Raw genomic sequence first — 13,330 nt, forward strand, 5'->3', positions numbered from 1 at the left:
GACAATGCTATGAAACTTGGACGCCGTCAGTTTCTCTCGGCAACGGCCGCTCTAGCCGCAGTCGGCACCACCCCCCAGCTGTTTGCCATGCAGGCCCCGCCAGGGCCTGCTCCCGCTCGCTACCCCATTGATGCCTGGAAAGTTGAGGATCAGCGCTTCAGTGACTACATGATTTTTAATAGCCCGCTGGAGCGCCACTGGAGTGGCGGACTATGGACAGAGGGGCCGGCCTGGAATGCCGTGGGCCGTTACGTTGTGTTCAGCGATATCCCCCGAGCCAAGCAGATGCGTTGGGACGAAGCGACTGGTCAGGTCAGCGTTTTAAGAGACAACGTTGGCCACTCTAACGGTAATACCTTTGATCACCAGGGCCGGCTAATTGCTTGCGAGCACTACCCTTCTCGGGTGTTACGCTACGAATGGGATGGCAGCACCACGGTGCTTGCCGAGCGCTATCAAGGCAAGCCACTCAATGCCCCCAATGACGTGGTGGCGCTCCCGTCGGGTGGTGTGATCTTTACCGATCCCGGTTACGGCGCCCACTTCGACTATGAGGGCAAGAAGCGTGATCTGGAACTTGAAACCGCTATCTATTACGTCGATGACAGCCTTGATGAACCTATCCTGCTGACCGACGATATTTTTAAACCCAACGGTATTGTACTAACACCGGATGGCAAGGGTTTCTACGCCAGTGACAGTGCCCCCACCCACTTTGACGAGCCCGCGCGAATCATTCGCTGGTCGCTTGGCGAAGATGGCAAAAGCGTCAGTGACCGCCAAGTGGTCGTTACCAGCGAAGATACCATTTTCGACGGTATGGCCTGCGACATGGATGGCAATATCTGGTCGAGCGCCAACGGTGGCGAAGGTATTGATGGCGTCGTGGTTTTCTCGCCGGAAGGCACGCTGCTGGGGCGGGTTTTGCTGCCTGAAGTCTGTTCCAATGTATGTTTTGCTGGTGCGAATCGTAACCGGTTATTTATGACCGCCAGCCAATCCGTTTACACCATTTACACCGCGGCACGCGGCGCCTAGCAGTGTCGATATCACCCATAAAAAAGCCTCGCTGGACAATGCCAGCGAGGCTTTTACGTTATGAACTACCACTTCATCAGCTGGCTAGTTTAGCCGCTGTCTTGGCGACTAGCTCACCCTGGAAACGAGCAATTTTGAGCTCGCGCTCATCGGGCTGGCGAGAGCCATCGCCGCCAGCAAGGGTCGCAGCGCCGTAAGGCGTGCCGCCACTCACTTTGGAAATATCGAACTGCTCTTCAAGGCCATAACCAATCGGTACAATGATCATGCCGTGGTGAGCCAACGTGGTCCACGTAGAGGTAATGGTCATTTCATCACCACCGCCCGTACCGGTAGACGTAAACACGCTGGCAACTTTGCCGCGAAGTGCGCCGTTAGCCCATAGGCCACCGGTTTGATCCAGGAAAGTACGCATTTGCCCGGTCATATTGCCGAAGCGGGTTGGCGTACCGAAGATAATCGCATCGTAATCAGCGAGTTCTTGCGGCGTAGCTTCCGGCGTATCGTAATCCTGCTTGCCGCCTGCGTTTTTAAAGGCTTCCGCGGGCATTGTTTCAGGTACGCGCTTAACGGTGACTTCAACGCCGCTAACGCTTTTTGCGCCCTCTGCAACGGCGTGTGCCATCGTATCGATATGGCCGTACATGGAGTAATAAAGTACCAGAACCTTTGTCATGGATATCTCCTTAGCGATGTGTGGCTTATAGGTAACTTAGCAGTGCGTTGGGCTTTCTCAATAAACAGTACCCACAACATAGCGCACTCAAGCGTAGATAAAAGCGAATGTTTTCGTCTGCGGGCATCGATTTCATCGACGAACGACAGCTTGCACTTTGCGCAAACCCCCACTAGCTTTGGTCTTGCCTACCTAAACGTATCCAAGGAGTCTGGAATGACGATTTTTGAAGCCCTGCGCAAGGATCATGATATTCAGCGTGATCTGCTTGCCCGCTTGATTGAGACTCATGGAGATAGCGACGAGCGCGACTCACTCTACAAGCAAGTGAAAAAAGAACTGCATGGTCATGCCGCAGCCGAAGAGCGCGCTTTCTACATCCCGCTGATGGAAATGGATTTGACCCAGGAAAAGGCTCGTCACAGCGTGGCCGAACATCATGAAATTGATGAGCTAATAGAACTTCTCGATGAAACCGACTACAGCGCCACTCATTGGCTGACCCATGCTAAACAGCTACAGCATTTAGTGACTCACCACCTCGACGAAGAAGAGCAGGAAGTGTTCCAGCTGGCTGGCCGAGGCCTACCAGACAATCAAAAAACCTCCCTTGCCAGTGAGTATCAGCAGGAAATGGAGCGCCAGCGCTCAGCGTAACCCGACACGCAGCTTGAAAAAGCGCTCATGCATCGCATGGGCGCTTTTTTTGATGCCGGTTCCCTTATGCTTTTCACGAATACGCTGGGCTTTTACATGCGAACGACCTAGTGTCTTGTGGCAAACGGTTAGCGTGGTAATGCTAGGCTCACTTTTTATAACGACAACGACACTAAAAACAGAGACTAAGGAGCTGACAATGCTAGGGCAATGGCTCGACTGGTCGCTTGACGGGCAGCTCCCGGACAAAAAGCAAGGCGTTTTTCCAAGCGGTAGCTACCACTTGTATGCACCGGGCGTTTTGGAGCTCACACCGAATACGGCAAGCCACGCGGCTCACGCGTGCATTTTTTCAGCGGCTATCCACGGTAATGAAACCGCGCCCGTTGAACTGATCGGTGAATGGCTCAGCTGCCTGGAAGCCGGTAGCGCCATACTTGGCGCGCCCGTGCTGGTCATCCTTGGGAACCTACCCGCGCTTAAAGCACAGCAGCGGTTTATGACCACTAACCTGAACCGGCTGTTTAAGCGTGAATTACGCGCTGAAGGCGAAGAGCCGGAACGCGCCCGAGCATTAATGGCCGCCGTGGATGACTTTTACGCCCGCCATTCAGGGCTACCCAAACTGCACTACGACCTACACACCGCCATCCGGGATAGCCGTTATCCCCGCTTCGTTGTCGAACCTTTTGCCGACTCCTCTACCGACGCTGAGCAATGGGACTGGCTCGCCGCTGCGGATATGCAGGCGGTGCTACACCAACATCAGCACAGCTGGACATTCTCCCACTACAGCAAGCACTATCACGCCGCCCAGGCCTTCACGTTTGAATTGGGCCGCGTGGCGCCCTTCGGTCAAAACGATATGGCGTCTCTAAAACCTATGTGTGCCCTGCTCACAGCGTTAAGTGAAGGGCACTCCCCAGCCCACCAGCCAGCCTCGCAAATGCAGTTTTTTAAGGTACAGCATGAGCTGATTCGCCACTCAGATGACTTTCAGCTCTGTTTTGCCGAAGACACGGCCAACTTCAACCGTTTTGAGCCTGGCACGCTGCTGGCACAAGATGGAGAAGCTGGAGAATTCCGAGTGGGTGATACGCCCCTTTACGTGGTCTTCCCTAACGCCAATGTAGAAGTGGGTGCCCGTGCGGCTCTGTTGGTGGCACCGGTTACGTAGGGTTCAGCGTTAAGGCCCTCCAAAAGATCATCCTAGTGTTAGAGAGATTGACAATAATAATGGTGAGGCGATAACAGGCTGCTCGGCGTTGGTACAACTAACGTCGAGTGTTTAATGTGATAAGTAGGGCGCGCATTATGCGTCCAGCCTGATAGAATCGCCCCTTTTTCGCGCCAGCCGCATCACAGCCTGTTGTTGATTGATAACCAGTTGCTGCGGCAACTCTGTACTGGAGCCAATGTTATGGCCGCTACGCCTACTCCCCTTGAAGTGCGTAATATTAAAAAACGCTTTGGCGATACAGAAGTTCTGAAAGGTCTCTCACTGCAAGCCCAAAAGGGCGACGTGATTACCATGATTGGTGCCTCTGGGTCGGGTAAAAGTACTTTTTTGCGCTGCATGAACTTGCTAGAACAGCCCGACGATGGCGACCTCATTGTCCACGGCGACCCCATTCGCTTTAAAACCACCAAGCACGGCCGCGAGCCCGAAGATTGGAAGCAGGTGGTACAAATGCGCGCCAAGCTTTCCATGGTTTTCCAGAGCTTCAACCTGTGGGCCCACATGACGTTGCTGGAAAACATCATTGAAGCGCCGATTCATGTACTGAAAAAACCCAAAAAAGAAGCCCTGGAACACGCCCACGCCCTGCTCGACCGCGTGGGATTAAGTGCCCGCGCCAATGCCTATCCGGCGCAGATGTCTGGCGGGCAGCAGCAGCGTGGCGCCATTGCGCGGGCGCTGGCGATGGACCCTGAAGTCATGCTGTTTGATGAGCCCACCTCCGCCCTTGATCCTGAGTTGGTAGGCGATGTGCTGAAGGTCATGCACGGGCTGGCCGAAGAGGGCCGCACCATGGTGGTTGTCACCCACGAAATGAGTTTCGCCCGTGATGTCTCCAGCCAAGTCATCTACCTTCACCAGGGTTTGGTAGAAGAAGCGGGCCCGCCGGATCAAGTGCTAGGCAACCCGCAATCTCCGCGCCTGCAGCAATTCCTGGCTCCCAAATACTGATCCGCGAGGCTCACCATGATTGATTTGCAAGGTTATGGCCCCCGGCTCATCGAGGGGGCTGGCGTGACTATTCAATTGGCGGTGTTATCGCTGATTTTAGCGATTATTTTGGGACTGCTAACCGCCACCGCGAAGATGTCGCGCAACTGGTTTTTAAGGCGCACGGCTACGGTTTACACCACGCTGATTCGCGGCGTGCCGGATCTCGTGTTGATGATGCTGCTGTTTTTTGGTGGCCAAATCGGCGTCAACGCCATCAGCGATATGCTCTATTACAACTACGAGATCGATCTCTATATTAACTTCAACGCCTTCGCTGCCGGTGTGCTGACCATTGGCTTTATCTTCGGCGCTTATATGGGCGAAACCTTCCGTGGCGCCTTTATGGCCGTGGATAACGGGCAGATCGAAGCGGGCAAAGCCTACGGCATGAGCAGCAGCTTAGTATTCCGCCGCATTCGCTTCCCACAAATGATGCGCCATGCGCTGCCTGGGCTGTCTAACAACTGGATGGTCCTGCTCAAAACTACTGCGCTGGTATCCGTTATCGGCCTCACCGACATGGTGCGCGTCGCCGCTGAAGCCTCCCGCGCCACCCACGAACCGTTTACCTTTTTGCTCCCTGTCGCCGTGGTTTACTTGCTGATCGCCAGCGTCTCCGAGTGGATATTTGCCCGGCTGCAAAAACGCTACGACATCGGCTTTGGAGGTCAGTGATATGCTCGATATTTCCACTTGGTTCAATGACCTACTCGCTGGCAATACCATTTTTACTGCCGATACGCTGGGTTACTACTGGGAAGGCTTGGTCACGACCACCCAGTTGGTATTCTTATCACTCATCGCGGGGCTAATTCTCGCCGTGCCACTGGCGATCATGCGCAGCTCCAAGCATAAGTGGATTAGCCTGCCGGTCTATTTATACACTTACGTATTTCGCGGCACACCGCTGCTGATTCAGCTCTACATCATCTATTACGGCGTGGTGTTTATTGACGGTATTCAAGAAACCTTTTTATGGCCAGTGCTGCGCGAAGCTTTCTACCCCGCATTAATCGCCTTTACGCTGAATACCGCCGCCTACACCACCGAGATCTTCCGTGGCGCTATCAAGGCTACCGCCCAAGGCGAGATTGAAGCCGCCCGCGCCTATGGCATGTCGCCACGCTTAATGATGCGGCGGATTATTTTACCCAGCGCCTTTCGCCGCGCCCTGCCCGCCTACGGCAATGAAGTGATCTTTATGCTCCACGCCAGCGCAATTGCCAGCGTGGTCACATTGATGGACTTAACCGGTGCCGCTCGCTTTGTCTATGCGCGTTACTACGCGCCATTTGAAGCGTTTTTGTTCGTAGCCGCTATTTACCTATGCTTAACCTTTGCAATTTTATTTTTCTTCCGTTATTTGGAGAAAAAGCTGCTGGCACATCTACGCCCACAAGATGCTTAATCATAAAAAAATCATGAAACCGTCAAACAAACGTTAGTTCAAAACCCGGCAGCCTCTTTTCGTCAGCGCCAACCTGGGTTAGTTTAATTGTCGGTTAACAACTATTTGTCAGTTAACAAAACGGGGATCACTCTCAAGTGAACCCGCTTTCTACGGAGTAATAAGATGAAAAAACTACTATCTCTCTCGCTGCTGGGCTTGGCCGTCGCCGCCGCATCTTCAGCACAGGCACGTGACTACGACAACGTGCGCATCGGCGTTGACGTTCCCTACGAGCCGATGGAATTCCGCACCGCTGAAGGCGAGCTCACCGGCTTTGATATCGACCTTGGCAACGAGCTATGCGACCGCATGGGCGTTACCTGTGAATGGGTCGAGCAAGAGTGGGATGGCATTATTCCTGGTCTGATGTCACGCAACTACGACGCCATCATGTCGTCCATGACCATTAACGACGAGCGTCGTGAGCAAGTGCTGTTCTCTGACCCTTACATCACCATGCCCTCTGCATGGTTTGCGGCTAGCGATCTAGGTATTAGCGAAGCCACTGAAGAGACGCTGGAAGGCATGACCATCGGCGTTCAGCGCGGCACCCTGCAAGACAACTACGTGACTGACAACTTCAGCGACGTTGCTGACATCAGCCGCTACTCCACCGCCGATGATATGGTGCTGGATATGGAAGCTGAGCGTCTGGACATCGTGTTCCTCGATTTCCCGATTGGCCAATCCACCCTGCTGGAAAGCGAAGAAGCAGAGTACGTAGTCGTCGGCGAGCGCATCAGCGAGCCTAAAGAGTACTTCGGTGACGGCTTTGGTATCGCCTTCCGTCAGCGCGACGAAGCCCTGGCTGAGAAGTTCAACGAAGCCTTAGCTGAAGTGCAAGAAGACGGTACTTACGATGAAATTTACACGCGTTATTTTGGTGAAGAAGACGCAGAGTAAACACTCTCACCTCCCCGGCGTTTACGCTGGGGAGGTATTAGATTTCCAGTCTTCCAAGCATCCTTCCAGGCAGCATCCTGCATTTCTTTTCCCTGAATCACCCCGTCCCGCTTAAGTAACCACTAACTGCAACCATCACCAAGTAGCCACGAAACCGGGTAAACTCCATCGTATAGTGGTCGCGACATTGAGAAACGTTAAGCCAACTCAGCGAACTCGTTTACACAATGCCGGTCTTTATTTCTCAACGCAGATTTACAAGGAGGTACCATGGTTGAAAAATCAGCCGCCCACTCGGTGGCTCAAGAGGCTGCTGCGACACTGCGTCCTTCTTCTCACTGGACAGGCTGGGGCCAGTGGCTGGCATTGTTCACCATGACCATTGACCACCTCACTCGCTACATATTGCCCGGCGACTGGGATTTGAGCTGGGCCGGGTCTTCCATTGGCCGTATCGCCTTTCCGCTGTTTGCCGCCATGGTGGCTTGGCACGGGCTGTTTAATACCCGCAATCCGCTACGCTACTCGCGGCGGATTTTGATTATCGGTTTGGTCGCCCAGCTTCCCTATATGATGATGCCGCGGACGTCAGACGCCTTCATTCTGAATGTCTGTTTTACTCTCGCCAGCGGCTTGGCCCTGGGCGCGCTCGTGCGCCAAGGTTGGCAGCACTACCAGCAGCAAACCCTCACCATGCCCTGGCTGTTAGCTGGTGCCGCACTAGGCGTTACGGTGTGGTATCTGCTGGGGTTCTGGGTCGAGTATGGCCACAATGGGCTGTTGCTGATTCCGCTATTGATGTTTGCCATGCATGCCTTGAGCCAAGCGGACAGTGACTTTCAGTCGCGCCTGTGGGCAGGGTTAGCAGCGTTTCCGGCACTTTGGATTGCCGGTCAAATGAATGCATCTGACATGGCCAAGTCATTTACCGTAGGCACTTGTGTGGTGGTGCTGATACTTGCCGCAGGGGCCGCCCAACGCATTCCTGCCATTAACTTGGCGATGCCGCGGCGTCTATGGTTAGCGTGGTATCCCGGCCACTTTGCATTAATCGCGCTATGGCTATTGCTGAGCGGACAGATAGCCTAAAAGATTCTTTCAACGCCGCTTTAATGCATGGCATCCCGCATCCAGGGCTTAAAGCGGCGTAGGCGTGCTCGCCCTTCCGTTTTGGCGCGGTACATCGCAATATCGGCCTGCTTAAGCAATTCTTCATCGTCACAATCAGCGGCCATAAAGCAGGTGTATCCCATGCTGGGAGTTACCTCCACCCAGCGGCTTTCAAGCCGATAAGGTTCAGAGAGTGCCTGCTGAACAGCGCACATATAAGCCTCAGCAGCGGCTTCCATATCTACCTCTGCCTCTTCTTCAAGCAGCGCCAGCAGGACAAACTCGTCGCCGCTAAGCCGTGCGGCCATGTCGCCTTCGCGCAAACAGCCTTCTAGGCGGCGGGCTACTTGCACCAGCAAATCATCCCCGGTGGCATGCCCCCAGGTATCGTTAATCAGCTTGAAGCGATCTAAATCTAAAAACATCAACAACCCGTCCTGCTGCTCAGTTTGCTTCTCATTGCAGAGGGCAGCTAATCGCTCGATAAACAGGCGACGATTGGGCAAATCAGTGAGTGAGTCATAGTAGGCTTGGCGGTAAATAATCGCGTCGGCGCGCTTACGCTCAGTAAAATCTTCGATAATCGCTACCCCGCCAACCATCTCGTTACCCGCGCTATGTACGCCATTGAAGAAGGCACGCAGGGGCGTTCCCGCGCTAGCCTTGGGCAGATAGTAGGTTCCTTCGTAATAGCCAGTGCCTTTGGCCAGTGCGTTGCGTACAGCCTTTGCCACTCTGCTATCCGCCGAATGGGATAACATGCGATAGCCGAGCAGCTGCGCACGGTTAACACCCAGGATATCCAGCAGTTTGCTATTACAGTCCGTTACTTGGCCATGTTCATCAAAATGCAGCACGCCCAGCGGCGAACGTTGAAAGATAGAGCGGTAGCGGTTTTCGCTTTCTTGCAACTGCACTTCGCGAGCAGACATACTCACCCGCAGGGCAATATTGTCGTGAATAATGCGACTTAGGCGTCGACTGGTAGTAATAATCAGGCCTAAAAACAGGCTTAGCATGGCGCCAATGAGAATTGCCAGTGATGACCCTAACAACAAAAACTGCACCAGCAAGGGCAGGATAATCGGCAACACAAAGCCAAGCGAAACCCACCATACGGCAGAAAGCGTTGTGATGCCGCCAGCGGCAATACCGGCCAGGACAATCGAAAGCGCGGCTACCTGGCCATGGTTTTCGCCGGTAAACAGAAATACCCCACCAGAACCCCACACGCAGCCAGCCGCAATCGCACCAATGCTGAACCGATGTAACCAGCGGCGGCGCTGCTGTTGCTGCGCGGGTAAGCGGCTAAAATAGTAAGCCAAGGCAAGGCGAGCCAACGACACAAAGGTCAAGACGGCAAGCCAAGTCAGCAGTATCCAGCTCGCCACTACCGGCCACATGGCAGCCACTAACAACATGCCTGCCAACACACTGCTAAGCACGGGCTGCCATAAGTTATCGTACAGAAGGCGTACTTTCTCGCTGTGTAAGCGTTTTACGGTGACATGATGATCGCGCTGGAAACCACTACGCATCCCCGACGCAGTCCTCGTAGTTGAGGATTGAGACATACCGACTACCCGCCTAATGAAAAAGTGCTATTGTCTTCAGCCTAGTAAGCTGATTTTTTTGTGATTCCTTTTTAGCGCATTTAGGCAATTTTAGCGATATAAGTTGCGTACTCGGTCAACTACTGACCCATTAAGTAAGCAAAAAAGCCGCTTGCGGGGCAGGCGGCTTTGGAGCACTACTGTTTGATTGAAAAACTGAGATCTGGAGGGGGAGCATCGGGCAACAAAGCGCTACAGGCGCGAACTCTCTCAAGCAGTTCGGCATGGTTGGGTGCCAGGATATTGACGTGGGCGAGTTTGCGCCCGGCACGTTCTGCTTTGTCATAGCGATGCAGGTGCGTGTTCGTAAACGCCAGGATCGCCGCATTATCCCCCTCACGACCAATCACATTAATCATGCACGTGGGGGCTATCGCTTGGGTATCGCCCAACGGCAAGCCCTGAATAGCACGCAGATGATTCTCAAACTGGCTGGTCACCGCGCCGTCCATCGTCCAGTGGCCGGAATTGTGTACGCGTGGGGCCATTTCATTGGCCAGCAGGCTGCCATCGCGGGTTTGAAACAGCTCAAGCGCCAGCACCCCCACGTAATCCAACTCATCCAACAACGCACGAATATAGCTATCGGCGGTTTGCTGAACGCTAGCATCCAGGTCCGGCAGTGGCGCTACGGAGTAACGCAGAATGCCATCCACATGCTGGTTTTCCGCCATGGGGTAGAACACCACTTCGCCATCACGGCCGCGTACGGCAATCATCGAGACTTCGCGCACGAAATCGACAAATGCTTCAACGACTAGCTGCGAATGGCCAATAGCGGCCCATGCATCTGCCGCCTGCTCAGGCTGTTTCAATACTGCCTGGCCTTTACCGTCGTAGCCTTCCGTGACCGATTTAGCCACTACCGGGCAGCCCAGCTCGCGGGCGGCGGCTTCAAGCTGCTCGGCACTTTCCACCACACGATAAGCAGGCGTCGGAATTCCCAAGCGATCAAATAGGGTCTTCTCTTCGACCCGGTTTTGGCACACTTCAATGGCGCGGCTACTCGGGTAAACCGGCTTATGCTGCTCAATTTCCCGTACCAGTTGCACCGGCAGGTGCTCGAACTCGTAAGTCACCACATCCACCTTGGCTAAAAACTCAGCCAGGTGCTGGTTATTAGGGTCGACAATGACGTCGCCAATGCCTGCACTGGGGTTACCCGTGGTATCTAAAAAAGTGAAGCGATTGCCCAGCGGATAACCCGCTAGCGCCAACATACGGCCTAGCTGGCCTGCGCCTAGTACACCGATATTCATAGACAGCCTCCTTATTCTGCTTCTGGATCGGGACGCGGATCCGGATTATCGAGTACTTTCTGGGTCTGCTCAGCGCGAAACGCCTCGACCGCACTGCGCACAGTGGCATCTTGTAAGCCAACAATCTGCGCCGCCAGCAAGCCTGCGTTAGTGGCGCCCGCCTTACCAATCGCCAGCGTCCCCACCGCAATGCCGCCCGGCATCTGCGCAATCGAAAGCAGCGAATCCAAGCCTTTAAGCGCCTTAGACTCCACCGGCACGCCGAGCACGGGCAGCGGCGTTTGCGAGGCCACCATGCCGGGCAAGTGAGCAGCACCACCAGCACCCGCCACAATCACTTGTAAGCCGCGCTCGGCCGCACCCTTGGCATAATCGAACAGCAGGTCCGGCGTACGGTGCGCCGAGACCACGCGGGTTTCATAGGCCACGCCCAAACGCTCCAGCATGGAGACAGCGTGCTCCATGACCGGCCAGTCAGACTTAGAACCCATGATCACGCCCACCTTGGGTGTGCTGTTCGACGACATGCAAAACTCCTCGGCCCAACGGCCTATAAAAGCGATACTAAATTGAAAAAGCGGCGTGTACCGGCCCAGGTACACAGCAAAATAGGAAGGCGCCTAGTTTACCAGAGCTAGCGCGTTTGCGGGCTTTGCAGAAATCGTGAAATTTTCATCAAAATAGGCATTGAAATGCGCACGAGTTGGCGGCATTGTGTCCTTGTCATTTCAGACTGTTGGAGCCACATGAGCACGGCACGCGCAACTGCCACTGCGGAACAGCTAGATCCTCCGCGAAGCAGCCCTGACCTCGATGTCAGGGAACTAGAAAAACGTACGCGTTTAATGCGTATTATTACACGTCTGATCGCTGTATCAGACTTAGGAAGCCGAGACATTGCCCGTCGAGCAGGACTTCCCGTTCAGAAAATTAGCGACCTGCTCGCCGGAAGGCTTGAGCACCTGGGAGTGGATGAACTTCACGCCCTGCGTCGCACCTTAGAGCTGGAGGCGCCATAGCAGACACTTTTCTGCTTTTCCCACCGCTTCTCCAACCGACAGGCCGCCTCTCGGCGGTCTGCTAAATAGTTTTTTCTTTATGCCCAAGCCCTATCTCAAGCCCTATCTCAAGCCCTATCCCGAGATTACTTCACTTCGTTCGTAATGCCTTTTTATGTGTCATTACTCACGGCGCAATCGCAATTCCTCCAAACGCTACAACAGCCACCACTACCCAAGCGGGCAGCTTCCATACGGTTAATAGCAAAAAGCCCGTAAGTGCCAGAACAAACTCATACGAGCCAATGATCGCGCTGGTCCATACCGGTTGATAAAGTGCTGCGCCTAAAATGCCCACGACCGCCGCATTGGCACCGCGCATTAGCGCCTGAGCGCTGCCCCACCGACGAAATTGGTTCCAAAACGGCAGCACGCCGACCAGCAGCAAGAACCCTGGGATAAAAATTGCCAGCAGTGCCAACAAAGCCCCCACTACCCCGTTCATGCCGGGCAGAAGCGCGCCCAGATAAGCCGCAAATGTGAATAGCGGCCCTGGCACTGCCTGGGCAGCGCCATAGCCTGCCAAGAACTCATCCGGTGATATCCAGCCAGACTGCACTACCTCGGCTTCTAACAGCGGCAGCACGACATGCCCACCACCAAACACCAGCGCACCTGAGCGGTAAAATGCATCAATCACGTTAAGCCAAATAGCACTGCCCGCCATCAGCGGCAGTAGAATCAGCAGCCCGCCGAATAGCCCCAACGCGACCACGCCTGCTCGGCGGGAAACCGGAAAATGCAACGGTGCGCTTTCTGCTATGGCGGCACTATTCCGGCACAGCGCCAGCCCGACTAAACCACCCAATACAATCGCTGCGACCTGTCCCAGCGGCCCGCTTACCAGCACCACCGTGAACACAGCGGCCAAGGCGATTCCTGCACGGGTTTTATCAGGGCAAAGGTTGCGTGCCATACCCCATACCGCGTGGGCCACGATCGCTACCGCGACCACTTTTAAGCCGTGGATGATACCGCTGGCGATCGGGCCATCCAGCACCGCAGCCCCCAATGCGAACAACAGCAGAATAATTGCCGAAGGCAGCGTAAAGGCCAGCCACGCCATGGCCGCGCCCCAAGGGCCAGCGCGCAGTAAGCCGAGCGCAAACCCCACCTGGCTACTCGCCGGGCCCGGCAGAAACTGGCACAGTGCCACCAAATCAGCGTAGGCACTTTCGCTTAACCACTGACGCCGCTCCACAAAGGCAGTACGAAAATACCCCAGATGTGCCACCGGTCCGCCAAAAGACGTTAATCCCAGCGCTAAGAATGCCCAAAACACCTCGCCTATGCGCCTGCTTGTCTGCGTTTGCTCCACCATCCATCCTCACCG

General features: G+C 54.7%; 14 protein-coding genes. 9 read left to right on the forward strand and 5 right to left on the reverse strand.

Features of this window, described 5'->3' with window-relative positions:
* Nucleotides 1-9 precede the first annotated feature (9 nt).
* Nucleotides 10-1,038: an SMP-30/gluconolactonase/LRE family protein gene (locus ACXUPB_RS14245; protein ID WP_472952988.1), complete on the forward strand. Its 1,029-nt coding sequence runs from the start codon at nt 10-12 to the stop codon at nt 1,036-1,038.
* A 76-nt stretch (nt 1,039-1,114) separates the two neighbouring features.
* On the opposite strand, the gene wrbA is transcribed toward ACXUPB_RS14245, so the two are convergent.
* Nucleotides 1,115-1,714 (reverse strand): NAD(P)H:quinone oxidoreductase, encoded by a 600-nt coding sequence (gene wrbA, locus ACXUPB_RS14250; RefSeq protein ID WP_008958954.1) that lies wholly within the window; start codon nt 1,712-1,714, stop codon nt 1,115-1,117.
* Between the two features lie 216 nt (nt 1,715-1,930).
* On the opposite strand from wrbA, the gene ACXUPB_RS14255 reads away from it, so the two are divergent.
* From ACXUPB_RS14255 to ACXUPB_RS14285, 7 genes are all read left to right on the forward strand, one after another.
* Nucleotides 1,931-2,371 carry a hemerythrin domain-containing protein gene (locus ACXUPB_RS14255; RefSeq protein ID WP_339935379.1) on the forward strand — a complete coding sequence of 147 codons (441 nt, stop codon included), beginning with the start codon at nt 1,931-1,933 and terminating at the stop codon, nt 2,369-2,371.
* A gap of 199 nt (nt 2,372-2,570) precedes the next feature.
* Nucleotides 2,571-3,548, forward strand: coding sequence for a succinylglutamate desuccinylase (locus ACXUPB_RS14260; RefSeq protein ID WP_472952991.1), 978 nt, complete (start codon nt 2,571-2,573; stop codon nt 3,546-3,548).
* A 243-nt stretch (nt 3,549-3,791) separates the two neighbouring features.
* Nucleotides 3,792-4,562: an ABC transporter ATP-binding protein gene (locus tag ACXUPB_RS14265; RefSeq protein ID WP_008958950.1), complete on the forward strand. Its 771-nt coding sequence runs from the start codon at nt 3,792-3,794 to the stop codon at nt 4,560-4,562.
* 15 nt (nt 4,563-4,577) lie between these two features.
* Nucleotides 4,578-5,279: an ABC transporter permease gene (locus ACXUPB_RS14270; RefSeq protein ID WP_472952993.1), complete on the forward strand. Its 702-nt coding sequence runs from the start codon at nt 4,578-4,580 to the stop codon at nt 5,277-5,279.
* Nucleotide 5,280: 1 nt separating this feature from the next.
* Nucleotides 5,281-6,012 (forward strand): ABC transporter permease, encoded by a 732-nt coding sequence (locus ACXUPB_RS14275; RefSeq protein ID WP_035556740.1) that lies wholly within the window; start codon nt 5,281-5,283, stop codon nt 6,010-6,012.
* Between the two features lie 165 nt (nt 6,013-6,177).
* Entirely contained in the window at nt 6,178-6,957 is a 780-nt protein-coding gene (locus ACXUPB_RS14280) for a transporter substrate-binding domain-containing protein (RefSeq protein ID WP_035556737.1), read from the forward strand.
* 270 nt (nt 6,958-7,227) lie between these two features.
* Nucleotides 7,228-8,046, forward strand: a complete 819-nt coding sequence (locus ACXUPB_RS14285) for a TraX family protein (RefSeq protein ID WP_035556734.1) — start codon at nt 7,228-7,230, stop codon at nt 8,044-8,046.
* A gap of 20 nt (nt 8,047-8,066) precedes the next feature.
* On the opposite strand, the gene ACXUPB_RS14290 is transcribed toward ACXUPB_RS14285, so the two are convergent.
* The 3 genes from ACXUPB_RS14290 to purE all read right to left on the reverse strand — a co-directional run bounded on the left by ACXUPB_RS14290 (nt 8,067) and on the right by purE (nt 11,466).
* On the reverse strand, nt 8,067-9,605 hold the full coding sequence (locus tag ACXUPB_RS14290) for a diguanylate cyclase domain-containing protein (RefSeq protein ID WP_472952995.1): 1,539 nt from the start codon (nt 9,603-9,605) through the stop codon (nt 8,067-8,069).
* Between the two features lie 212 nt (nt 9,606-9,817).
* Nucleotides 9,818-10,939, reverse strand: a complete 1,122-nt coding sequence (locus tag ACXUPB_RS14295; protein WP_472952998.1) for a 5-(carboxyamino)imidazole ribonucleotide synthase — start codon at nt 10,937-10,939, stop codon at nt 9,818-9,820.
* 11 nt (nt 10,940-10,950) lie between these two features.
* Nucleotides 10,951-11,466 (reverse strand): 5-(carboxyamino)imidazole ribonucleotide mutase, encoded by a 516-nt coding sequence (gene purE / locus ACXUPB_RS14300; RefSeq protein WP_008958943.1) that lies wholly within the window; start codon nt 11,464-11,466, stop codon nt 10,951-10,953.
* Nucleotides 11,467-11,685: 219 nt separating this feature from the next.
* Here purE and ACXUPB_RS14305 point away from each other — a divergent pair, with 219 nt between their 5' ends.
* Complete coding sequence (locus ACXUPB_RS14305) at nt 11,686-11,958, forward strand: XRE family transcriptional regulator (protein WP_280104045.1); 273 nt, start codon at nt 11,686-11,688, stop codon at nt 11,956-11,958.
* A 166-nt stretch (nt 11,959-12,124) separates the two neighbouring features.
* On the opposite strand, the gene chrA is transcribed toward ACXUPB_RS14305, so the two are convergent.
* Nucleotides 12,125-13,318: a chromate efflux transporter gene (gene chrA / locus ACXUPB_RS14310; protein WP_472953000.1), complete on the reverse strand. Its 1,194-nt coding sequence runs from the start codon at nt 13,316-13,318 to the stop codon at nt 12,125-12,127.
* Nucleotides 13,319-13,330: the final 12 nt, after the last annotated feature.

The sequence above is a fragment of the Vreelandella sp. DA03-1M genome, assembly GCF_055725665.1.

What these genes read in the sequence shown, in the direction of transcription:
- ACXUPB_RS14275 (WP_035556740.1), top strand. Translation starts at nt 5,281, where the DNA reads ATGCTCGATATTTCCACTTGGTTCAATGACCTACTCGCTGGCAATACC.
- ACXUPB_RS14295 (WP_472952998.1), bottom strand. Translation starts at nt 10,939, where the DNA reads ATGAATATCGGTGTACTAGGCGCAGGCCAGCTAGGCCGTATGTTGGCG.
- chrA (WP_472953000.1), bottom strand. Translation starts at nt 13,318, where the DNA reads ATGGTGGAGCAAACGCAGACAAGCAGGCGCATAGGCGAGGTGTTTTGG.
- ACXUPB_RS14255 (WP_339935379.1), top strand. Translation starts at nt 1,931, where the DNA reads ATGACGATTTTTGAAGCCCTGCGCAAGGATCATGATATTCAGCGTGAT.
- ACXUPB_RS14285 (WP_035556734.1), top strand. Translation starts at nt 7,228, where the DNA reads ATGGTTGAAAAATCAGCCGCCCACTCGGTGGCTCAAGAGGCTGCTGCG.
- ACXUPB_RS14305 (WP_280104045.1), top strand. Translation starts at nt 11,686, where the DNA reads ATGAGCACGGCACGCGCAACTGCCACTGCGGAACAGCTAGATCCTCCG.
- ACXUPB_RS14270 (WP_472952993.1), top strand. Translation starts at nt 4,578, where the DNA reads ATGATTGATTTGCAAGGTTATGGCCCCCGGCTCATCGAGGGGGCTGGC.
- ACXUPB_RS14260 (WP_472952991.1), top strand. Translation starts at nt 2,571, where the DNA reads ATGCTAGGGCAATGGCTCGACTGGTCGCTTGACGGGCAGCTCCCGGAC.
- ACXUPB_RS14290 (WP_472952995.1), bottom strand. Translation starts at nt 9,605, where the DNA reads ATGCGTAGTGGTTTCCAGCGCGATCATCATGTCACCGTAAAACGCTTA.
- wrbA (WP_008958954.1), bottom strand. Translation starts at nt 1,714, where the DNA reads ATGACAAAGGTTCTGGTACTTTATTACTCCATGTACGGCCATATCGAT.
- purE (WP_008958943.1), bottom strand. Translation starts at nt 11,466, where the DNA reads ATGTCGTCGAACAGCACACCCAAGGTGGGCGTGATCATGGGTTCTAAG.
- ACXUPB_RS14280 (WP_035556737.1), top strand. Translation starts at nt 6,178, where the DNA reads ATGAAAAAACTACTATCTCTCTCGCTGCTGGGCTTGGCCGTCGCCGCC.
- ACXUPB_RS14265 (WP_008958950.1), top strand. Translation starts at nt 3,792, where the DNA reads ATGGCCGCTACGCCTACTCCCCTTGAAGTGCGTAATATTAAAAAACGC.
- ACXUPB_RS14245 (WP_472952988.1), top strand. Translation starts at nt 10, where the DNA reads ATGAAACTTGGACGCCGTCAGTTTCTCTCGGCAACGGCCGCTCTAGCC.